Genomic DNA, 20,998 nt, shown 5'->3' with positions numbered 1-20,998 from the left:
CGCGGCCCCCGCGATCTTCGTGATCCCCGTGCCGCACCGGCGCCCGGGCGCGCGCCCGCCGCCACCCGCGAACGCCGTCCCGGGCGGCGGGTCGGTCGACGCCCGGGTCAGTTGACGTTGGGCGGTCGCTCGCCGAACCGCCATCCGGCGTCGAGCAGCCGGCGGACGGTGTCGAACTCCCGGACGGTGGCGAACTGGGTGGAGGGCATCCCCCACATGCTGAGGCCGAGGACGAAGAAGAAGGCGAGGACATCGACGATCAGCAAGACGATGCCCCAGCCGATGGACCCGGTGGCCCAAAGGGCGACCGCCCAGGCGAGGACGATGAGGTTGCCCGCACAGCCGAGAGTCTGCAGGGCGAGGCCGCGCCGGCCGTGCCGCTGTTTGCAGGAGGCGCAGCGGGGGACCTCGACGGTGAGGGTGCGCCAGGTGACCTGGAAGTTGGTGCGTCGGACGTCGCCGTGCATCGGGAAGGAGAAGACGCTGGCGGCATCGGCGGGGTTCTGCTTGCAGAAGTGGCAGCGGGAGTGGACGACGTTCTGCTCGACGGTCATCAGGTTGGCGTCGATGCGGGAGCGGACGGTGTCGGTGGCGGCCAGCGGCCGGGCGGCGCGGAGCAGCCGCTCGGCGGCGGGCCAATCCCCGGTCTTGTTGCCGTAGGCGACGGTGCAGCGCATCGTCCAGGTGGCCACGTCGTCGGAGGCGCCCTGCCGCAGGGCGTCGTCGACGGGCAGCATCAGCTCCAGCACCTCGAGCGGGGCCCTGCTGCGCTCCAGCAGCTCCTGGGCGGCCTCGGCGCCGCGCTCGGGGTCGGCCTCGGTGGTGCGTTCGGCGGTCTGGCACAGCGCGCGGATGCGGGCCGCCTCGGGTTCGACCGCATCGGCCACCGCCTTGTCGATCACCGGGCCGCCGAACAGCGAACGGCCCATCAGCGACAGCTGTGCGGCGACCCGTTCCCGGGCGCCGTCCCGGGCGGCGCGGACCGCCAGGTGAGCGTTGACGGACATCAGCATGGCGGGCAGCTCGGCGCGCATCCGGCGGGCGACGCCCAGGGTGACCCGGGGATCGGCGAGCTCCCGGACCCGATCGTCGAGCAGGTCCCACACATCGTCGTCGAGCGCCACCGTCCGCCAGTGCTCGAACGCCTGCGGCCACAGCTCCTCGGCCTGCTCGCCGTCGCCGCGGTGCTCGGCGTCCAGAGCGCGGGCGTGCGCCAGCACCGCCAGGTTGTGCAGGGCGACCGCCGCCGCATCCCCGTAGGAGGCCTCCCGCAGCCGGCGCCATATCCCGGCCGCGGCATCGGGGTCGCCGCGGCGCAGCGCCTCCAGCGCCTCGTCGGAGCCGCCGCCGGGCGCGGGCCAGAACCAGAAGAACTCATCCACCAGCCTGCGCCGCGGATCCCGCAGCCGCTGCATCGCCTCCTCGACCGCCGTCTCATCGGGCGGCGGGTCCAGCGGTAGCAGCTGCGGTTCTGCTCCGGCGTCCATGCCCAGCCGTTCCATCACCCGCAGCCGGTCCGCCCGCCGCCGGACGTCGCGGGCCGTCGCCCGCACCGGCAGCCCGGTGATCCGGAACGGGTTGCCCCGGTACAGGTCCGGCCCCGTCTCGCCGAACACCGACTCCGCCGCCGTGCCCGTCATCGTTCACCCCCCGCGCGCTGCGGAGATCCGCAGGCTCACCGTCCGGTTCCGGGACCGGTCACCATCGGGGAACGGGGGCGAGAGATCGCCCATCGAGGACACCGGCAGCGCCGCCGTGGGCAGGCCCGTCACCGGGCGCAGCAGTTCCCGGACGACGGTGGCGCGCGCCAGGCCCAGCTCGGCGTTGCCGGCGAACTCCCCACCCGGCGGCATCGGCCGGGGGTCGGTGTGGCCGACCACGGTGACGGTGATCTGATCGGCGTAGGCCCGCAGCCGCCCGCCCACGTCCTCCAGCACCGCCCGGCCGTTCCCGGTCGGGGTCGCGCCGCTGCGGAACAGTCCCCGGGAGAACGTGACGACCAGCTCGCCGGGCAGCCGTTCCACCCGCACGCCCCGCAGGTCGCCGAGCCGGACGGCCAGCTCGGACAGCGGGTCGACGGTCGCGGTCGGGCGCGGTGCGGGCGGCGCGGTGACCGCCGGCCGTTCGCGGACCGCACCGCGGATGTCCACCAGCAGCACCACGATCAGCACCGCGACCGGCACCGCGACCGGCGGCGCGCCCGCCCGGCCGAACAGCCCCGGGGCCATCCGGCGGGGCGGGGAGTCGCGCAGCGCGGCGATGCGGCGGCGGCCCGCGGCGATCTGCGGGGCTCCCGGGGCCAGCCGCTCGGCCTCGGCCCAGCAGCGGTCGGCCTCCTCCAGCCGGCCCTGCTGGGCGTACACGCGGGCGAGCAGGTCCAGCACGCCCGCATCGGGCTCGCCGCCGTCGCGGGTCAGTCCGCGCAGCAGCCCTTCGGCCTCCAGGTAGCGGCCGTGGCGGGCCAGGGTGCGGGCCTGCGCCACGACGATCTCGCGGACGGCGGCCTGCGCCGTGAGCGGTGTCGTCATCGCCGCACCGTCGAGAACGGGTCGGGGGGCGGTGGCGGGCTGGGCAGCATCTCCCGCAGCTGCATGTTGATGTGCCGGAGGGTGTCGGCGTCGCCTCGGTTCATCGCCTGTCGCCCGGCCTCGATCAGCCGGCCCGCCTCGGCCTGGTCGCGCATCTGCGGTCGCATGGCGCGCAGCTCCTCGAACGCCATGAACTGCAGGTCGCCGGATTCGTCCAGCACTTGTACGGCGAGCGAGCGCAGCTCGTCGAGACGCTGCTGGAGCAGGCGCGGATTGTGCGCGGTGATCGCCTCCTGCACGGCGGTCTCCATCGATTGCAGCGTCTGGTGGTGCCGCGGGGTGCCCTTGGCCGCGACGACCTCACGGGTCACCCGGAGCAGCTCGTGGGCCTGCAGGGTGAGCCGGGGCCACTCCAGCGCGTCCTCGACCTCGTCGACGGCGGCCTTGAGATCCAGCAGCCGCTTGCCGCACATGGTGGCCGCGTCGGGGTCGACCTTGGCGGCCTCTACCATCTCGTCGATGTCGGCGACGATCCGCTCGGCGTCGATCCGGGCCAGCACCGCCAGCGCGGGCCGGTCGTTGAGCTCCTCGGCCTCCCGCCGGGCCGCGGCCAGGCGGCGTTTCTCGGCGACGGCCTCGCGGGCCAGCTCGGCATGCTCCGGCACGGTCTCGGTCTGCAGGTTGACCACCTGCTCGAACTCCTCGTCCAGGATCGGCACATAGGCCCGCGCCACCACCAGCCGGGACTCGTCGATCCGCAAGGTGACCTCGACCTCGCTGCCTTCGGGCACGTCCCGGCGCACCTGGGTGGGGGAGACCTCCAGCCGTCCGATCCGCCGGTTGCGGTCGGCCCGCTCGTGCTCCCCCTCCAGCAGCGGGATGCGGATCACGCCTTCGCCTCCGCCCGCCCGGACCGGGATGGTGGTGCGCAGGTTCACCCTGCGCTTGGCCGGCAGCGGGGTGCCGCGCCGCAGCAGCCACTCGACCTCGTTGTCGGCCAGGCCCACCCCGATCGAGTGGGTCAGCGGGGGCCGGGTGTCGACCACGCCGACGGTGTAGGTCAGCGTGGACGGGGTGATGTCGTGCGGGGTGCCGGTCGGGTCGGTCAGCTCGATCCGGTAGGTGTTGGGGCGGCCGCGTTCGGCCAGCAGCGTGACGCCGAACGTGCCGTTGGGGGCCAGTGTGATCCGGCCGCTGCGCCAGGGGTCGCGGGCGTCGTCTCGGATCAGCTCCACCGAGTAGCCGGCCAGGTCGGGCCCGGACACCCGGCCGCCGACGAACGGCTGCTGGTCCGGCCCGATCGGCTCATACTCCAGCTGCACGGTGTACTGGCCGGTGGCGGGCGGCGGTGGTGCCGCCGGCGTCTCCAGCCGCTGGGTCGCGGCGAAGATGGCCGCGCCCCGGGCGACCACGGTGATCGGGTCTTGGGTGTGGTCCAGCGGGATGCCCAGCCCCTCGCGCGGGTCGGCCAGCCGCTGCCGCAGGTAGGGCGAGAGCGTGGGGCCGCCGACCAGCAGCACCTTCTCGATGTCGCCGGGGCCGAGTCCGCTTTCGCTCAGTGCGGTGCGGCACAGGTTGATCGACCGCACGATGAACGGTTCGAACAATCGCTCCACATCAGCGCGGTGCACGTCGTGGTAGAAGTCCAACGGCCGGCCGTGCTCGTCGGTGAGCTCCAGCGCCACCTCGGCGACCTGGAGCTGGGACAGCTGGATCTTGGCCTGTTCGGCGGCCTGTTTGAGCTTGGCGATGGTGGCGAACCAGCGGGGGTTGCCGCGGCCCAGCCCGCTCATCGGGTGCTGTTCGGTGATCGCCGGGATCAGCAGCCGCTCGACGATCTGCCAGTCGATCAGCTTGCCGCCGAGGAAGTTGTCGCCTCGGTGGGTGACCACGTTGAACTCGCCGTCCCGCAGGTTGATCACCGCGGCGTCGAAGGTGCCGCCGCCCAGGTCGTACACCAGCCAGAAGGCGTTGTCGGCGGCGCTTTGGAACCCGGATGCCAGCGCGGCGGCGATCGGCTCTTGCAGCAGCGGGGCCTGGGTCAGCCCGGCCAGTTCGGCGGCTCGTTTGGTGGCGTCGCAGGCGCTCAGCTCGAACGCGGCGGGCACGGTGATGACGGCGGCGGTGATGTCCTCCTCCAGCCGCTGGGCGACGTCCCGCCGCAGTGATTTGAGGACTTCTGCCGACATCTCCTCCGGCTCCATCGACCGGCCGGCCGCGGTGAAGTGCTTGGCCATGCCGGAGGTGCCCATCCGCAGTTTGAATTCGGTGCAGGTGTTGTCCGGGTCCGCCTCGGAGCGCATCTTGGCGGCCTGACCGACGTGGATGCGGTTGCGGCGGTCCACCCATACCGCCGACGGCGTGGTCTCGTGCCCCTGATTGTTCTTGATGACCTCGGCGTCGACTCCGGCGAACCGGGCGATGGCGCTGTTGGTGGTGCCGAGGTCGATACCGAAATCGATGGTGTGCTGCGTCATGGGCGTGACTCCCCCGTGGGTTGCGGCAGGCCGGGCTCGTCGGGCCGGTCGGGCTGGTCGGATTTCGGCGGGATCCCCACGATCACCTCGGCGCGCTGAATCGCTCGATCGCGCACATAAACGCTGGGGCGCAGGGTCTCGATCACCTCTTCCCGGGTGAGGCCGGGGGTCGGTTGCAGGGCCAGCACCTGGAGGGTGAGTCCCGGGTCGTACGGTTCGCCCAGGTGATCGCGGATCTCCACGCCCGCCTCGGTCAGCGCGTCCAGCGCGCCCTCCAGATGCCGCATGACGATCCGAGGGGTGTCCTCGTCCCGGCCGAGCCGCTGGTGCAGCCGCCAGACATTGGTCGCCACCTCGGCCACCGCCCGGTCCGGCAGCGTCTCGGGGACCTCTTCGGCGGTCTCGGGCTCGGCGGTCCGCGGCGCGTCGGATCCGGCTTCGGCCGGCTCGGCGGGCGCGGTGTCCCCTCGGGCGGCGTCGGCGGGCGGCGATGCCGCCCGGGCGAGCGCGAAAGCCCATTTCTCCAGCGCGGTCAGCGCGTCCTGCGGCCAGGCGGCGGGGGCGATCCGAAATTCTCGGGGCTGTCGCCATTGCCGGAATGCCGCGCCGATGCCGGCTCGAACACGCCCCAGCTGCATACCCGGCGGCACTCCCCGCGTCCGGTGACCCTGTGTACCGGCTCCATCCTCGCAGCCGGATCCGCATAACGTCCAGGGAAAATCAGAAACTGTGAATGCGGAAATTTACACACACGCTGTGCCGCCGATTCACCGGCGCCGGAGGCGAACGGCGCCGTCATCCGGCTTTCGGGCCCGATGCGAGCCGACCGCAATGCGGGATCGTCATGGCCGGATATGCGGGCGGGCCCTTGTGTCCGGACCGCCGACGGCGCCGCCGCCCTTCGCGGGGCGCGTTTCACAGAGAACGCCCGCGGTGCCGTCTCCGCAGCTCACGCGGGGATTCCGCGACGTTCCCGAAAAAACCTCCGGCCGCCCGCGCCGCGGACGGCGCCGTCCGGCGGTGCGCGGCCCTCAGGAGCGGCCCCAGGGCACGGTGGCCTGGAGCACGGCCTCGGTGAGCGCCTTGGTGCGCAGCTCGGCGACCTCCCGGTACTCGGGGTCGGCGACCATGCGGCTGAACGCCTCGCGGCTGGGGTAGCGGACCACCAGCACCGCGTCCCACGCCTGCCCCTCCTCGGCCACCAGGGCGGTGGAGCCCTGCCCGGCGTACAGCAGCTCGCCGCCGTACTTCTTCAGGAAGGGAGCGGTGCGGCGGGTGTACTCCCGGTAGTGCTTCTCGCCGCCGGGGGCGAAGCGCAGCAGGTTGAGCATGACCACCGGGCCGCCGGGGTCCTCCTCCAGCAGCCGCTTGAGGTCCTCGCCCCTGGGGTGGATCGCCATGACGCCCTCCTCACATTCCGCCGAACGTCGTTCAGTCTGGCATGGCGGGAGGGGGCGGGCCGTGCCGCGCACCGGGGCGCGGGCCGGATGTGGACGACCTCGCAACGAGGGCGGCCGGCGCGTTGTGCGCCGGCACAGCACGGGCGCGCCGCCGCGGCCCCCGGGGACGGACGTCGCCCGAAGGCCGGCCCGGCCGGACCTGACGGGGAAGGGGGCCCGGCCGGGCCGACCGGTCAGTGGGCGGGCACGCCGTGCTCGGTCTCCTCGATGATCTCGTTCCAGTACTCCAGGTCCGCGGCGTCCAGCCGGGAGACCTGCCCCCAGAACTCGCGGTCCTCGGCCTCGGCCGCCACGGCCGCGCTGACCTGCGGCATGGCCACGGTCTCGGCGGAGGCGGCGGCGAGGTCGGCGGGGGTGACGTCGGCGGGCAGCGCCACCGGGGTGCGGTGATGGCGGCCGCGCTTGCGGATCCGCACCGGGGACTTCGCCGGAAGCCTCGGCACGGAGATCGCGGGGAGCCGCACCGGAACGCCCGCGGTTAGCAGGGCCGGCAGCCGAAGGCCGCCGAGCGCCCTCTTGCCCACGACCAGCGCCAGGCCGCCGACGAGGGCGACGGTCAGGAGGTCGGCGAATCCCGGCGCCTCCGGGAGGGGGATGGGACCGCCGTCCCGGACCGGGACGCCGTGCACGGCCGTCATGCCGGCGTGGCCGTCGGTCCGCCCGGAGGCGGCCTGGCGGGGCCGGTCCGCGGCGGCGCCGTCGGAGCCGCCGAGGGCCTCCTCCAGGGAGCGTCCGGGGACCTGCACCTTGGCCGGATAGCCGTAGCCCACGACGGTCGAGGCGTGACGCACCTTCCGCTTGAGGTGGACGCCGTCGGCGTTGCCCTCGATGGTGTGGATCCGATCGCCGGCGACCTTCTCGACGATCCCCACGTGGTCGATGTTGTCGATGCTCTTGGTGCCCGACCAGTCGAAGAAGACGATCGCGCCGGGCTCCGGCTCGGCGCCCCAGGCGTCGCGGCGGGCGAACCAGCGGGCGTGGGCCACCGTGTAGGCGAACTGGCCCACCCAGTCGGTCACGCCGGCCTTGTCGGCGGCCCAGGCCAGGAACATGTCGCACCAGGGCGCGGTGGCGAAATACGGGCTGTTGTCGACGTTCTTTCCGTACCAGTCGCCGTACTTTGTGTATCCTCCCGGCTTCTCTTTGTAACCGAGTTCGGCCTTGGCGACGTCGAGCAGCTTTTCCCCGATGGGATCCATGCGCTCTCCTTCGAGACCGCCTACCGGGTTAGCTGACGGGTTCGGGCCAGGAGTCGCCCTACCGCGCACGGCGGATTCACCCCGGAAACGTGGGTCCCCGGCTCCCGCGGCGCGCAGGTGAGGGGTTCCGCGCCGCCGGGATTCGGCGTCCGGTCCGCACCGCCCCGGATGGCGGTTACCGACGGACCGGTACCACGGAAAGGTACAGACCGTTTAAAAAGTGGACAACCGTGATCAAAGGGTTCACAAGGTAAAATCACTCAGCGCATCGATCACATCGCTCCGGGTAAGCGAAACGGCCGGACCGGTGCACCACCGGTCCGGCCGTCCCCGTGCGTCTCAGCCGGCGCGCCGCGCGCCGGACGAATCGGCCTCCTGCTGCGGCCTGCACCGCTCGGCCAGGATCTCCGCCAGCCGCTCCCGGCGCACGCACGAGGCGAACGCGAACGAGTCGGCCAGCTCGTCCAGCTCCTCCTCGCCCAGGCCGCGGAACAGCTCGGCGTACTCCACCGTCAGCGGCTGCGAGAACAGGATGTGCCGCACCAGGTCCTCGGTGTACTTGCGGCGCCCGAACGGATAGGGGTCGTAATCGGGGAACTGCTCGTCCATGAAGGCGTGCAGCGGGTCCATGATGTGCTTGATGCCCTCGTCGGTGGACCCCCAGTGGTCGGCGCCCAGCCGCGCCTTCTTGGCCATGAAGTCGCCGAACCGCCGGGCGTAGGGGCTGTCCGGCGCGAGGTGCACCAGGCCCTGCAGCCCCACGTCCTTGTAGGTCCACAGCGACCAGCCCGCCTCGTGGGCGTCGTAGATGTCGAGCTGGTCGCGCAGGATCTGGTACCGCTGCTCGTCCCGCTCGGGATCGCCGGTGTAGACGGGACCGAACTCCCCCACCCAGATCGGCGTCCCGGTACGGCGCTGGTATTCGGACCGCTCCAAGAACTTGCGCTCCAACTGGTCGCGGTCCACCCACACGCCCTCGGTGTAACCCGGGTACGGCCCCCCGTACACGAACCCCGCCAGCGCATAGTCATGGCAGGTGTAGACGGTGTTCTCCCACGGCTCCCCGAACATGTCGAACCGGGTGGAGTAGGTGTTGCCGTCCAGGAAGAGGATGTGGCGGGGGTCCACCTCGCGGACGGCCTGCACCAGCCGGGCGTAGAACGGTCCGATGATCTCCCCGGTCGGGTCGGCGGGCTCGTTCAGCAGGTTGTACCCGGCCACCCAGGGGTTGTCGGCGTACCGCTCGGCCATCACCCGCCACAGGTTGACCAGCCGGTCCTGGAAGTGCCGGTGCTCCCAGAACGCCGGCAGGTGGGTGGGGTTGTCGCTGTGCCAGTGGTGGTTCTGGCAGCCGGGCGCGGCGTGCAGGTCCAGCACCGTGTAGAGGCCGTGCCGGGCGCAGACGTCGACCACCCGGTCCAGGTGCGCGAACCCCTCCTCGATGATCTCGAACGGCGTCTGGTCGTCCTCGAAATGCCGGTAGTTCAGCGGGATCCGCACGCAGTTCAGCCCCAGCGAGGCCAGGTACGCCGCGTCCTCCTCGCCGAAGAACACCGTCAGCAGCCGGTCGAAGAAGCGGTGATAGCGCTCCTCTCCCAGCACCTCCCGCACCGCCCGGCGCATCAGCGTCTCGTTGGCCGGATAGCCGGTGATGAAGTTCTCCATGTTGAGCCAGCCGCCGAGCCCGACGCCGCGCAGCCGTACCGGGGTTCCGGAGCCGTCGACGAGCCGGGAGCCGTCCACCCGGAGGAAACGCTGATCATCGGTCATGAGCACTCCGTTTCTCGAACTGGTTCTCCGGCAAGAGGCGTCACTTGCCGAATCCGGCGGTCAGCCCGCTCACCAGACGGCGGCGGCCGATCGCGTAGAACAGCAGGACGGGCAGCACCGACAGCGTCATGGCCGCCATCAGCGCCGGGACGTTGGAGGTGTACTGGCCCTGGAGGCTCCACAGCCCCATCGTCAGCACCCGCTGGTCCTGCGACTGGGTGAGCACCAGCGGGAACAGGAAGCCGTTCCAGGCGTTCACCGCCACATAGACGGCGACGGTGATCAGGCCCGGCCGGCTGAGCGGCAGCACCAGCGTGCGCAGCGCCTCCATCGGGCCGCCGCCGTCGATCGCCAGCGCCTCGTACAGCTCGCCCGGGATCTCCCGCAGCGTGCTGGTCAGCACCAGCACCGCCACCGGCAGCAGGAACGCCACCGTGGGCAGGATGATCCCGGCCAGCGAGTCGTACATGTGCATCCGGGTGATCAGCAGGTAGATCGGGACGATCACCGCTTGGGACGGGATGGCCAGCCCGAGCAGCATCATCGAGAAGCCGATCCGGATCAGCGGATGCCGTCCGCGCACGATGGCGTACGCCGCGGGCAGCGCCAGGGCCAGCACCGCCACGATCGACACCACGGTGACGATCGCGGTGTTGACGAAGTACCGGCCGAACTCCCCGGTCAGCACCATCCGGTAGTTGTCCAGCGTCGGCGAGGTCGGCGGGGCCAGCGGACCGGCGGTCAGGTAGTCGGCGCGGGTCCGCAGGCTCACCGTGACCAGGTAGTACAGCGGCATGCCGACGACCACGAGCCACGCCAGGGCGCCCAGGGCGGCCAGCGGGTTGGTCCGCCGCAGCAGCCGGCGCAGCGACGTCCCCGACGGGGGGACGATCCGGTCCGGCTCCGGCCGCTCGTGCGCTCCGGGGCGGGCGTGCGCGCCGGTCGAGCCGGTGCGGGTCCCGCGGATCTGCTGTCGGGTCGTCACATCCCCTCCCGGCTGCTGTCCATCCGCCAGTAACCGGTCATCCGGACGATGCCGATCGACAGCGCGGTGCCCGCCACGACCAGCAGCACCGCCAGCGCGCTGGCGTAGCCCATCTCGAAGGCCTGGAAACCGGTGATGTACATGTGCAGCGGCAGCACGCGGGTCGCGGTGCCCGGGCCGCCCTCGGTGATCAGCAGGATGGTCTCGAAGTAGGTCAGCGAGCCGACCACGATCAGCACGCTGGAGGAGACGATCGTGTGCCGCAGCTGCGGCAGCGTGATCGCGAAGAACTGGCGCACCCGCCCGGCCCCGTCGATGGCCGCCGCCTCGTACAGCGACTGCGGGATCTGCCGGGTCGCCGCCTGGTACAGCAGCATGTGGAACGGGATGAACTGCCAGGACACCACCAGCGCCATCGCGGCCAGGGCCCGGTCCGGATCACCGAGGATGTTGCCGTCCGAGGCGCCCAACAGCGGGCCGATCAGCTCGGCCAGCCCGAAGTTGGGGTCCAGCAGCGACTGCCACAGCAGCGCCACCGCGGCGTTGGACATCAGCAGCGGCACGAAGAACACCGCGCTCAGCACCGCCCGGCCGCGGCCGGGGGCGGCCGCCCAGACCCCCAGCAGCAGGCTGAGGGGGGTCTGCACCAGCCAGGCGACCGTGGTCAGGATCAGCGAGAGCTTGATCGAGGAGCCCAGCGTGGCGTCCTCGGTGAGGCGGGACCAGTTGGCGGCGCCGGCCCAGCGGGGCGTGCCGAGCCCGCTCCAGTGGGTGAAGCTGAGGCCGACGACCAAGATCAGCGGCACCACCGCGAACACCAGGAAGTAGGCGAACGCGGGCAGGGCCCAGATCACCCCGGGGCGCTGGTGCACCGAGCTCCGGTCACGGGTCCGGCCGGCCCGCGCCGGGCCGGCTCCCTGCGCTGCACGGACTTTCATCGCGGACTCGCAGCGTGCGGGCCCTGCCTTGCAGGGCGGTGCGGGGGCACGAGGCTGTGCTGCCCGGTGTCGTTGCTCATGTGCTCTCTTTCCGTCGGCGTGATCTGACAGGGGCGGCGACGGGCGCCGGGCGGGCTCGGACCCGAGGGCGGTCCGAGCCCTGCGCCCGGGGCGTGCGCCCGGTGGGGCGCGACGCCGGTCGAGCGTCGTCTCCGTCGCCGCTCCCGAAGCGGCGTCCTTCCGGGACGGCCGGCGACGGCGCGAGGAGGCCCGGGTCCGCGGGCTCCTCCCCTCCCTGCGGGGGCAGGGAGGGGAGGGCGTCAGTTGACCTTGTCCATCGCGTCGGCGAACTGCTGCGGCGTGATCTCCTTGAGGAACAGCTTCGAGAGGTTGGTCAGCAGCGCCTCGGCGACGTTGGGGGGCAGCGCCTGGTCCCACGACTGGGTGAACTCGGGCGCCTGGGAGACCAGCTGGTAGATGAAGGCGCCGTAGTCGGGGGCGGGTCCGCTGCGCAGCTGGGGCTCCACGCCCTTGATGGCCGGCACCTCACCGACGGAGATCATTCCGCGGATGTAGGCGTCGGAGGTCAGCGCCTCCTTCAGGAACCGCACCGCGGCCTGCTTGTCCTTGGCGTTGGAGCTGATGGACATGTAGTTGGAGGGGTTGCCGACGATGTTCTTCGGGTCGCCCTTGCCGTCCGGCACGGTGGGGAACGCCACCCAGCCCATCCGCTCGTTCTTGACGAAGTCGGGGTTCTGCTCCAGCTGCGTGGCGTACTCCCACGAGCCCATCAGGTGCATGGCGGCCTTGCCCTGGGCGAAGATCGTGGAGGCGCCGCCCACGTCGTAGTCGACGGAGGCGTAGTTGGTGCCGAACGCCCCGCGGTCCACCAGCTCGCGGATCATCGTCAGCGCGCGCAGCACCGCCGGGTCCTTCCAGGCGCCCGGCTTGCGCTCGACGATGGCCCGGAACGGCTCGGGACCGCCGATGCGGTCCAGCAGGTACTCCAGCCACATCAGCTCGGTCCAGGCCTGGGAGCCGGCCAGCGCGAACGGGGTGACGCCGCGGGACTTGAAGACGTCGACCAGCCGCAGCAGGTCGTCCCAGGTCTTCGGGGGCTGCTGCCCGGCCTTCTCGAACACGTCCTTGTTGTAGAAGAGCACGATGGGCTGCATGCCGCGCTCGGGCACCCCGTAGTACCTGCCGCCTATCTGGGCGGTCTTCATCACCACCGGCAGGAACTTGTCGCGCCAGGCGGGGTCGGCGTTGAGGTCGTCGGTCAGGTCGTAGACCTGCCGAGCGTCCACGTACTGCTTGAGGTTGCCGCCGCCCCAGTTCATGAACACGTCGGGCGCCTGCGGCGACCCCATGGCGACCTGCAGCTTCTGCTTGTAGGGGTCATTGAGGAAGGTCTCCATCTTCACCTTGGGGGTGGCGGTCTTGTTGTAGGCCTCCACCGCCTGCCGCTCGGCCCTGTTGACCCCGTCCTGGAGCGACCAGACCCGCAGCTCGCCGGAACCGCCTCCGGCGGGACCCGAGCTCCCGCACGCGCTGAGCGCCAACGCTGACGCGGCGACCAGGGCCAGGTACCTGGCTCCGCGACGAACCCTGAGCACCTCTTGCACCTCCCACGGCGACACCCCCGGACCGCCGCACTCGAAACTTTGCCGATATGTTTCGGAAACTAGGAGGACGCAGAAGGCCCTGTCAATACCCAAAAGTGTCCTGATTCACAGAGGTTCTCGTTTCGAAACTTTTCGATGTAGCATGTCCCGGGAGCGGAGAAGGCGAGGTCTGCTTTGTCGAATCGGAGCCGCGGGCGCGTCACGATCACCGACATCGCCCGGGAGGCCGGGGTCTCGGTCTCCACGGTGTCCAAGGTGCTCAACGGGCGTGCCGATGTCGCGGAGAGTACCCGCTCCCGGATCGAGGAGCTGCTGACCAAGCACGCCTATCCGCGGAACCGCCGCCGCGGCGCGCACGCCGAGCGGACCGGACTGATCGACCTGGTCTTCGACGAGCTGGACAGCCCGTGGGCGGTGGAGATCATCCGCGGCGCCGAGGAGGTCGCGCACGCCCAGGGCGTCGGCACCGTGGTGTCGGCCATCCACGCCGGCTCCGAGCCCGCCCGCCAATGGCTGGACAACCTGGAACGACGCGGCTCCGAGGGCGTCATCCTGGTGCTGGAGGAGCTGGACGAGGCCCGGCGGGCCCGGCTGGAGGCGCTGCGGGTGCCCTGCGTGATCATCGACCCGCGCGGCGAACCGGACCCGCAGGTCCCCTCGATCGGCGCCGCCAACTGGGCCGGCGGGCTGGCCGCCACCCGGCACCTGGTCGAGCTGGGGCACCGCCGGATCGGCATCATCAGCGGGCCGGCCGACGTCTTGTGCAGCCGCGCCCGGCTGGACGGCTACCGGGGCGCGCTGGAGACCGCCGGGCTGCCGGTCGACTCGCGCCTGATCAGGCACGGCGACTTCCACCTGGAGAGCGGCTATGTGCAGGCCGCCCAGCTGCTGGAACTGCCCGACCCGCCCACCGCGATCTTCGCCGGCTCCGACCAGCAGGCGTTCGGGGCCTGTGAGGCGGCCCGGGAGCGCGGTCTGCGCATCCCCCAGGATCTGAGCATCGTCGGTTTCGACGACCTGCCGGTGTCCCGCTGGTTCTCCCCGCCGCTGACCACGGTCCGCCAGCCGCTGGCCGAGATGGGCTCGCTGGCCGTCCGCATCCTGTTCCGGCTGGCCCACGGCGAGACGCTGGAGACCCAGCGGGTCGAGCTGGCCACCGAGCTGGTGGTGCGGGAGAGCACCGCCCCGCCCGGCGCCGCACCGGCCTGAACGCCGGCGCGGCCGCCCGTCTGGGAAACCGGCCCGAACGCCCGCCCGGGCGCCCGCCCTCGCCCCGCGGGACCCCTCCCCGTCCGCGGGGCCGGACCTCCCCACCGGCCCGAACGCCGGCGCGACCACCGGCCCGGACGCCGGCCCGGCCGCGGCGTCCCGGGAGGGCACCGGGAGCACGGCCGTAACAGGGACCCCGCCTGTGACCCTAATCTAACGTGACGTTAGAATGCCCTACCTCCCAGCTTGTCAGGACGTTCCGACAGGAGTGAGGGCGTGCCGAACCGACCGCACCGGATCACGTCCGGTCCCGGCCGCCTGCCCGCACTCGATCATCTGACCGGGCCCCTGTCGGCCGGGCCGCTCTGAGCGCCGCCCCACGTATCGGCCCCGTCACGCAGACCACCGAACCCCCAGGAGGTCCCATGACCCTCGGCACCTTGCCGACCAGCAAGCTCGTACGTCTCGGCGACCAGGCCGCCGCCTTGCTGTCGCCCGTCGGCAAGGTCGGCATCGTCCGCGGTTACGGGCGCGCCGGTCGCACGCGCGGAGACCAGCTCCGCCGGGTGCTGGCGGCCCGCGGCCTGTCCACCGTGGATATACCGCCCGTGCTGCGTCGCCGCAACGCCCTTGCCGATCTGCGTCGGTTCGCCAAGGACGTGGAGCTGCTCATCGACGTCACGCGCCGTGACGGCGACGGTTATCGCCTGGCGGCGCTGCTGGACTGCCCGCTGCTGATCGACCGGGAGGACGACGTCGAGCCGATCCGCGCCGTGATCGGCATGACCGAGCGCGAGGAGCTGGTCGACGCCGCGCTGACCGCCGTGGCGCTGCGTCCGCTCGGCGACGACGCCCGGCTGCAGATCCGGCTGGACGGCCGCGCCGTCGAGCCCGCGGCCGGGACCACCGTGGTGCTGTCGCTGGAGGAGGGCACCGACCGGCTGCGCTGCACCGTGGCCGACGAGCAGTCCACCGAGACCGCCGGGCAGGTCGCGATCCGTCCCTCGGCGGGCACCTATGTCATCGTCCGCGACGGGCAGCCGGTCGCCGACCTCACCGAGGCGGTGCACCTGGCGGCCGTCACCCGTCCGCTGACCGTGGCGGCGCCGTCCGCCGACTCCGACCTGACCGAGGAGCTGGCCGGCTAGCGACCGGCCACCCCGGGTGAGCCTCCGGTAGCGGGAGAGTACAGTGTCTCCCCGCGGAGCGGGTCTGCACATTCGCGGCGTGCCGCCCGCTCCGCACTTCTTCCTCTCTTTTCCCGCACGACGTCGCGCCCGGCATGCATGGCCGGCCGGCACCGGGTACGCCGGTTCGGGACCGAGCACTCCGTCAGGGAGGGAGTCCCGTCATGACGTACACGGCTCAGATGCTGGAGACCTATCCGGCCGACGTCCATCTGGACCATCGGCGGCTGGCGTCCGTGATCGACCGCCTGACCGCGTGCGCCCAGGCGTGCGCGGCCTGTGCGGACGCCTGTCTGTCCGAGCCCGCCGAGGAGCTGCCGCGGCTGGCCCGGTGCATCCGCGACACCATGGACTGCGCCGACATCTGCCACGCCACCGCGGCGGTGCTGTCGCGGCACACCGGCTATGACGCCTCGCTCACCCACGCCCAGGTCCAGGCCGCCGTCCAGGCGACCACGACGTGCGGCGACTCCTGCGCCGAGCACGCCGAGGCGCACGAGCACTGCCGCATCTGCATGCAGGCGTGCCGCGAGGCCGAGGAGGCGATGACCGGTCTGCTGCCCGAGCTGCAGCCGTCCGGCCGGGCGCCGTCCCCGCCCAGCCGGACCGCTCCGCAGCAGCAGGGCTGAGAAGTCCGCCGAACGCGGAGGCGGCGCCTTTCGGTCGAAAGGCGCCGCCCCGGCGTTCGGCGGATCAGCTCGTGAAGGTGAACCAGTTGAGGTTCACGAAGTCGGCGGGCTGGCCGCTCTCGAACGTCAGGTAGAGGGTGTGCCTGCCGGTCGTGGGGGTGATGTCGGCCGGCACGGTCCGCCAGTTCTGCCACCCTCCGGTGTCGGCGATCGCGAAGTCGCCGAGCACCGGACCGGTGGGACTGTCGAGCCGGACCCGCACCAGGCCGCTGATCCCGGCCGCGGCGCCGGAGGCGACCCGGGCCTGGAACCGCCGCACCGGTTCGGCCCCGAAGTCGACGTCGTCGAACCGGATCCAGTCGCCGTCGGCGATGTGGGAGACGTTGTACCCTCCGCCGACGTCGGTGGTGGCCTCCACCTGCACGCCGCTCTGGGCCGAGTGGTCCTCTGCCTGGATGACGGAGCGGGCGTCGAAGCCGCCCGGCGGCGGGTCGGTCGGCGCGGTGCCGCCGTCGCCGCTCTGCCAGACCGCCACATAGTCCACGATCATCGGGTGGCCGGGGACGGTCGCGGCGGTCGGGGTGCCGAACCCGGCGACCCCGTCGGGGAACGCCCCGCCCATCGCCACGTTCAGCAGCAGGAAGTAGCCGCCGTGGCCGGTCATGGCCTCCCAGGTGCCGGCGTCGAACCGGCTCTGGCTGACGGTGTGGTAGAGCCGGCCGTCGACGTACCAGCGCAGCTGGTTGGGCGTGACGCTGCGGTCCCACTCGAACCGGTAGGTGTGCATCGCCGACTGGCAGGCGGAGCCGGGGCAGGCGCGGCCGGCGCCGATCCCGTTGCTCTCGTCGCAGGGGCCGCCCGGGTTGACCCCGCAGTGCAGCACGCCCCACACCGTGTCGAGCCCGTTGACGTTCTCCATGATGTCGAACTCGCCGATGGCCGGCCAGTTGTGGTAGTGGCCCCGGTACGGCGAGCCGAGCGCCCAGAACGCCGGCCAGTAGCCCAGCGCCGCGTCACCGGTGACGTTCGGCATCTGGATCCGGCCCTCGATCCGCAGGATGCGGCCTTCGGCGGGCTTGAAGTCGGCGCGCCGGGTCTCGATCCGCGCCGAGGTCCACTCCCCCGAGGCCGTCCTGAGCGGGGTGATCCGCAGGTTGCCCTGGCCGTCCAGGCTCACGTTGGCCGGGTCGTCGGTGTACCGCTGGATCTCCCCGGTGCCCCAGTTCGCGGGACCGCCGGGATAGCCGTGGCCGAGATCGATGATCCAATTCTCGGCGGAGGGGAGCGCTCCGGCGGGGCCGTCGAAGTCGTCGCCCCACACCAGGCTCCACCCCGAGGGCGGAGGCGGGATCGACGCGGCGGCGGGGGCGGGCGCCGCGACGAGCGCGGCGGCGGGGAGCGCCAGTGCGGTGACGGCCGCGAACGCGGCCTTGCGCCAGCGACGGATCCGGGCGCGGAACGGGGACGCGCCCGGAGGCGTCGGCGCGGGCGCCGAAGGTCGTGCCGTGTCGGGCATGGCTGAGCCTTCCACTCGCAGGGGCGGGGGACCGTGCGAACGTCCGCGTGCCGGTCACTGTCGCCGCGCCGCCGGGGGGCTGTCAACCCTTCCGGTCCCATTTGTGAGAGCGCTCTTTCAAAGCACCGGCTCGAGCAGAGCCCTTTTCAGGGCGGGTATTGACAGGTCGATGGCCCAGACACCACTCTCTCGTGAGAGCGCTCTCTCAACGCAGTCCACTGACCCACCCCGAGGACGGACCATGCCCGCACCCCACTTGCGGCGCTTCGACGCATCCCACGACGAGCCCGCCCCGCCCCGCGGCGCCCGCCGCTCCGGGCCCCGCGGACGCGCCCGCCGGCGCGTCCGGCTCGGCGCCGGGATCGCCGCGCTCATGCTCGTCGCCGGATGCGGCGGCGGAGGCGCCGACGACGGCAAGATCACGCTGACCGTCGACACCTTCAGCACGTTCGGGTACGAGGAGCTGTTCAAGCAGTACGAGGCGCAGCACCCGAACATCCGGATCCGGCACCGCAACGTGGTGCAGCTCGACGACTACCTGCCCCGGCTGGAGAAGTGGATCGCCGCCGGCCGCGGAGCCGGCGACGTGGTCGCCATCGAGGAGGGCATCCTCACCAAGTTCATGGCCCGGCCCGACCGGTTCGTGAACCTCCTGGACCACGGGGCCGGCTCACTGCAGGGCAACTTCCTGGACTGGAAGTGGAAGCAGGCCCTCACCCCGGACGGCAGGTACCTGGTCGGGCTCGGCACCGACGTCGGCGGCCTGGCCATGTGCTACCGCACCGACCTGTTCGCCAAGGCCGGACTGCCCACCGACCGGGAGCAGGTCGGCAAGCTGTGGCCCACCTGGGACGACTACATCGCCACCGGCCGGAGGTTCGCGGCCAAGGTCACCGACGCCAAGTTCGTCGACGGCGCGGTCAACCTCTACAACTCGATGCTCGCCCAGCAGGCGAGCCAGACCGTCGGCCACACCTACTTCGACCCCTCCGGCAAGCTCGTCGCCTCCAGCAACCCGGCGGTGCGGACCGCCTGGGACACCACCCTCAAGATCCAGCAGGCCGGGCTGTCGGCCGGACTGAAGTCGTTCGAGCCGAGCTGGGGGACGGGACTGAAGGAGGCCAAGTTCGCCACCATCGCCTGCCCGTCGTGGATGCTCGGCGTGATCAAGGAGAACGCCGGCGCGGCGGCGGCCGGCAAGTGGGACGTGGCGGCCATCCCGGGCGGCTCCGGCAGCCGGGGCGGATCGTTCCTGGCGGTGCCCAAGGGCACCGAGCACCCCAAGGAGGCCGTCGAGCTGGTGAAGTTCCTGACCAGCCCGCAGAGCCAGATCGCGGCGTTCAAGGCCCGCAACAACCTGCCGTCCTCCCCGCAGGCCCTGGACGACCCGGCGGTGAAGTCGTTCCGCAACGAGTACTTCAACAACGCGCCGGTCGGCGAGATCTACGCCAGCGGCGCCAAGGCCCTCAAGCCGCTGTACCTGGGTGAGAACACCAACCCGGTCAACCAGCGGTTCGAGGACGCGCTGCTGGCGGTCGAGCAGGGCAAGCTCACCCCGGACGCCGCCTGGAGCAAGGCGCTCGGCGACGCCGAGCGCGAGGCCCGATGACCGCCTCGACCCGCCTCCGCCGCGTCAAGCCCGCCCTGGCCGGCCGCCTTCTCGCGAAGCGGTCGGCCGGGCGGCTGGCCCGCTGGGACATGAAGTTCTCCCCCTACCTGTTCGTGTCCCCCTACTTCCTGCTGTTCGCGGCGTTCGGGGCGTTCCCGATGCTCTACACGCTGTGGGTAGCGCTGCACGACTGGGATCTGGTGGGCTCGCGGGACTTCGTGGGGCCGGCCAACTTCCGGATGGTGCTGAGCGACCCGCAGTTTTGGAACGCGGTGTGGAACACCGCCGGGATGTTCGTGGTCGCCACCGTCCCGCAGCTGCTGCTGGCGCTGATGCTGGCCAACGCGCTCAACCGGCGGATGCGGGGTCAGACGCTGCTGCGAATGGGCGTGCTCGCCCCGATGGTGACCTCGGTGGCCGCGGTGGCGATCGTGTTCAGCCAGCTGTTCAGCCGGGACTTCGGGCTGATCAACTACGTGCTCGGCTGGTTCGGGGCGGATCCGATCGACTGGACGGCCGAGCGCTGGTCCTCCTGGCTGGCGATCAGCGTGATGGTCGACTGGCGGTGGACCGGCTACAACGCGCTGATCTATCTGGCCGCGATGCAGTCCATCCCCAAGGACCTGTACGAGGCCGCGGCCATCGACGGGGCCTCGCGGCGCCGGCAGTTCTGGACGATCACGCTGCCGATGCTGCGGCCCACCATCATCTTCACCGCGATCATCTCCACCATCGGCGGCTTCCAGCTGTTCACCGAGCCGCTGCTGTTCGGCAACGGGGACATGGCGGGCGGCTCACTGCGCCAGTTCCAGACGGTGACCATGTACATGTTCGAGAACGCCTTCGGCCGCTTCGACTACGGCTACGCCTCGGCGGTCTCCTGGATGCTCTTCCTGATCATCCTGGTCGGTTCCCTGCTCAACTTCCTGTGGCTGCGTCGGGTCGGCGGAGGCGCCCGATGATCCCCATCGGTTCCCGGCGGCGGGGCGGCGGCCCCCTGGCGACGTTGTGGGGCGCGGGCCCGCTCACCCGGATCATGCTGGCCGCCACCATCGTGCTGTCGGTCTTCCCGCTGTACTGGATGCTGGTGGTCGCCACCCGCACCAACGACGTGGTCGGCTCGGTGCCGCCGCCCGTCGTCCCCGGCGGCGAGCTGGGCCGCAACCTGGCCCGGCTGTTCGGCAACGAGCAGGCCCACTTCGGGCTCGGCCTGATCAACTCGGCCATCGCGGCCTCCACCGTCACGGTGTCGACGCTGCTGTTCGCCTCGCTGGCCGGGTTCGCGTTCGCCAAGCTGCGCTTCCGCGGCCGCAACGCGCTGCTGCTGGTGATGCTGGCGACGATGATGGTGCCGGTGCAGATGGGGATCATCCCCCTCTACATGCTGATGGCCGAGATCGGCTGGACCGGCCGGCTGCAGGCCGTCATCGTGCCCTTCCTGGTCACCGGGTTCGGCGTGTTCATGATGCGCCAGTACACGCTGCAGGCGCTGCCGGACGAGCTGATCGAGGCGGCCCGGATCGACGGCTGCTCCACCTGGCGGATCTACTGGAGCGTGGTGCTGCCGGTGCTGCGGCCGGCGATGGCGGTGCTCGGGTTGTTCACGTTCATGCAGACCTGGAACGAGTTCCTGTGGCCGCTGGCGGTGCTCGACCCCGACAACCCCACCGTGCAGTACTCGCTGAACCTGCTGAACGGCGCCTACTACACCGACTACTCGCTGATGTTCACCGGCACGGCGGTCGCCACGCTCCCGCTGCTGGTGATCTTCCTGCTCTGCGGACGCCAGCTGATCAGCGGCATCATGGACGGCGCCCTCAAGGCGTGACCGGCCCGCCCGCTCATCGGCCCGCTCATCGGCAACGA

General features: G+C 71.6%; 17 protein-coding genes and 1 riboswitch. Of the genes, 6 read left to right on the top strand and 11 right to left on the bottom strand.

What is annotated here, in order from left to right; translation table 11 throughout:
* Positions 1-107: 107 nt before the first annotated feature.
* From EIO00_RS05525 to EIO00_RS05480, 10 genes are all read right to left on the bottom strand, one after another.
* Positions 108-1,640 (bottom strand): hypothetical protein, encoded by a 1,533-nt coding sequence (locus tag EIO00_RS05525; protein ID WP_140175825.1) that lies wholly within the window; start codon positions 1,638-1,640, stop codon positions 108-110.
* Positions 1,641-1,643: 3 nt separating this feature from the next.
* A complete protein-coding gene (locus tag EIO00_RS05520; RefSeq protein ID WP_140175824.1) occupies positions 1,644-2,528 on the bottom strand; it encodes an OmpA family protein in 885 nt (294 codons plus the stop codon).
* Positions 2,525-5,005 carry an Hsp70 family protein gene (locus tag EIO00_RS05515; RefSeq protein WP_140175823.1) on the bottom strand — a complete coding sequence of 827 codons (2,481 nt, stop codon included), beginning with the start codon at positions 5,003-5,005 and terminating at the stop codon, positions 2,525-2,527. Before EIO00_RS05515 ends, EIO00_RS05520 begins: the two co-directional genes overlap by 4 nt.
* Entirely contained in the window at positions 5,002-5,643 is a 642-nt protein-coding gene (locus EIO00_RS05510; protein ID WP_140175822.1) for a nucleotide exchange factor GrpE, read from the bottom strand. Before EIO00_RS05510 ends, EIO00_RS05515 begins: the two co-directional genes overlap by 4 nt.
* Before the next feature lie 393 nt (positions 5,644-6,036).
* Positions 6,037-6,405: a DUF1330 domain-containing protein gene (locus tag EIO00_RS05505; protein ID WP_140175821.1), complete on the bottom strand. Its 369-nt coding sequence runs from the start codon at positions 6,403-6,405 to the stop codon at positions 6,037-6,039.
* 233 nt (positions 6,406-6,638) lie between these two features.
* A complete protein-coding gene (locus EIO00_RS05500) occupies positions 6,639-7,664 on the bottom strand; it encodes a CHAP domain-containing protein (RefSeq protein ID WP_140175820.1) in 1,026 nt (341 codons plus the stop codon).
* A 2-nt stretch (positions 7,665-7,666) separates the two neighbouring features.
* Positions 7,667-7,822, bottom strand: a riboswitch (cyclic di-AMP (ydaO/yuaA leader).
* Between the two features lie 181 nt (positions 7,823-8,003).
* Positions 8,004-9,434, bottom strand: a complete 1,431-nt coding sequence (locus EIO00_RS05495; protein WP_140175819.1) for a glycoside hydrolase family 5 protein — start codon at positions 9,432-9,434, stop codon at positions 8,004-8,006.
* A 40-nt stretch (positions 9,435-9,474) separates the two neighbouring features.
* Positions 9,475-10,419 (bottom strand): carbohydrate ABC transporter permease, encoded by a 945-nt coding sequence (locus EIO00_RS05490; protein ID WP_241661131.1) that lies wholly within the window; start codon positions 10,417-10,419, stop codon positions 9,475-9,477.
* Positions 10,416-11,357, bottom strand: coding sequence for a carbohydrate ABC transporter permease (locus tag EIO00_RS05485; protein ID WP_140175818.1), 942 nt, complete (start codon positions 11,355-11,357; stop codon positions 10,416-10,418). Before EIO00_RS05485 ends, EIO00_RS05490 begins: the two co-directional genes overlap by 4 nt.
* Positions 11,358-11,677: 320 nt before the next feature.
* Positions 11,678-12,973: an extracellular solute-binding protein gene (locus tag EIO00_RS05480; protein WP_241661130.1), complete on the bottom strand. Its 1,296-nt coding sequence runs from the start codon at positions 12,971-12,973 to the stop codon at positions 11,678-11,680.
* Between the two features lie 183 nt (positions 12,974-13,156).
* Here EIO00_RS05480 and EIO00_RS05475 point away from each other — a divergent pair, with 183 nt between their 5' ends.
* The 3 genes from EIO00_RS05475 to EIO00_RS05465 all read left to right on the top strand — a co-directional run bounded on the left by EIO00_RS05475 (position 13,157) and on the right by EIO00_RS05465 (position 16,007).
* Positions 13,157-14,191 (top strand): LacI family DNA-binding transcriptional regulator, encoded by a 1,035-nt coding sequence (locus EIO00_RS05475; RefSeq protein ID WP_140175817.1) that lies wholly within the window; start codon positions 13,157-13,159, stop codon positions 14,189-14,191.
* Between the two features lie 425 nt (positions 14,192-14,616).
* Positions 14,617-15,339, top strand: coding sequence for a hypothetical protein (locus tag EIO00_RS05470; protein WP_140175816.1), 723 nt, complete (start codon positions 14,617-14,619; stop codon positions 15,337-15,339).
* A gap of 203 nt (positions 15,340-15,542) precedes the next feature.
* Positions 15,543-16,007: a four-helix bundle copper-binding protein gene (locus tag EIO00_RS05465; RefSeq protein ID WP_241661129.1), complete on the top strand. Its 465-nt coding sequence runs from the start codon at positions 15,543-15,545 to the stop codon at positions 16,005-16,007.
* Positions 16,008-16,071: 64 nt separating this feature from the next.
* Here the strand turns inward: EIO00_RS05465 and EIO00_RS05460 are convergent, their stop codons facing one another.
* Complete coding sequence (locus EIO00_RS05460; RefSeq protein ID WP_140175815.1) at positions 16,072-17,523, bottom strand: carbohydrate-binding protein; 1,452 nt, start codon at positions 17,521-17,523, stop codon at positions 16,072-16,074.
* 241 nt (positions 17,524-17,764) lie between these two features.
* On the opposite strand from EIO00_RS05460, the gene EIO00_RS05455 reads away from it, so the two are divergent.
* The 3 genes from EIO00_RS05455 to EIO00_RS05445 are packed head-to-tail and all read left to right on the top strand — an operon-like array spanning position 17,765 to position 20,960.
* Positions 17,765-19,132 (top strand): ABC transporter substrate-binding protein, encoded by a 1,368-nt coding sequence (locus EIO00_RS05455; protein WP_140175814.1) that lies wholly within the window; start codon positions 17,765-17,767, stop codon positions 19,130-19,132.
* Positions 19,129-20,094: a carbohydrate ABC transporter permease gene (locus tag EIO00_RS05450; RefSeq protein WP_140175813.1), complete on the top strand. Its 966-nt coding sequence runs from the start codon at positions 19,129-19,131 to the stop codon at positions 20,092-20,094. The genes EIO00_RS05455 and EIO00_RS05450 overlap by 4 nt, the downstream gene beginning before the upstream one ends.
* Positions 20,091-20,960, top strand: coding sequence for a carbohydrate ABC transporter permease (locus EIO00_RS05445; protein WP_140175812.1), 870 nt, complete (start codon positions 20,091-20,093; stop codon positions 20,958-20,960). The genes EIO00_RS05450 and EIO00_RS05445 overlap by 4 nt, the downstream gene beginning before the upstream one ends.
* Positions 20,961-20,998 lie beyond the last annotated feature (38 nt).

The sequence above is a fragment of the Thermomonospora catenispora genome (assembly GCF_006363815.1).
GTDB lineage: Bacteria > Actinomycetota > Actinomycetes > Streptosporangiales > Streptosporangiaceae > Thermomonospora > Thermomonospora catenispora.
Note: the sequence above shows the minus strand (reverse complement) of the source record. Positions and strands in the feature narration are given on the sequence as shown.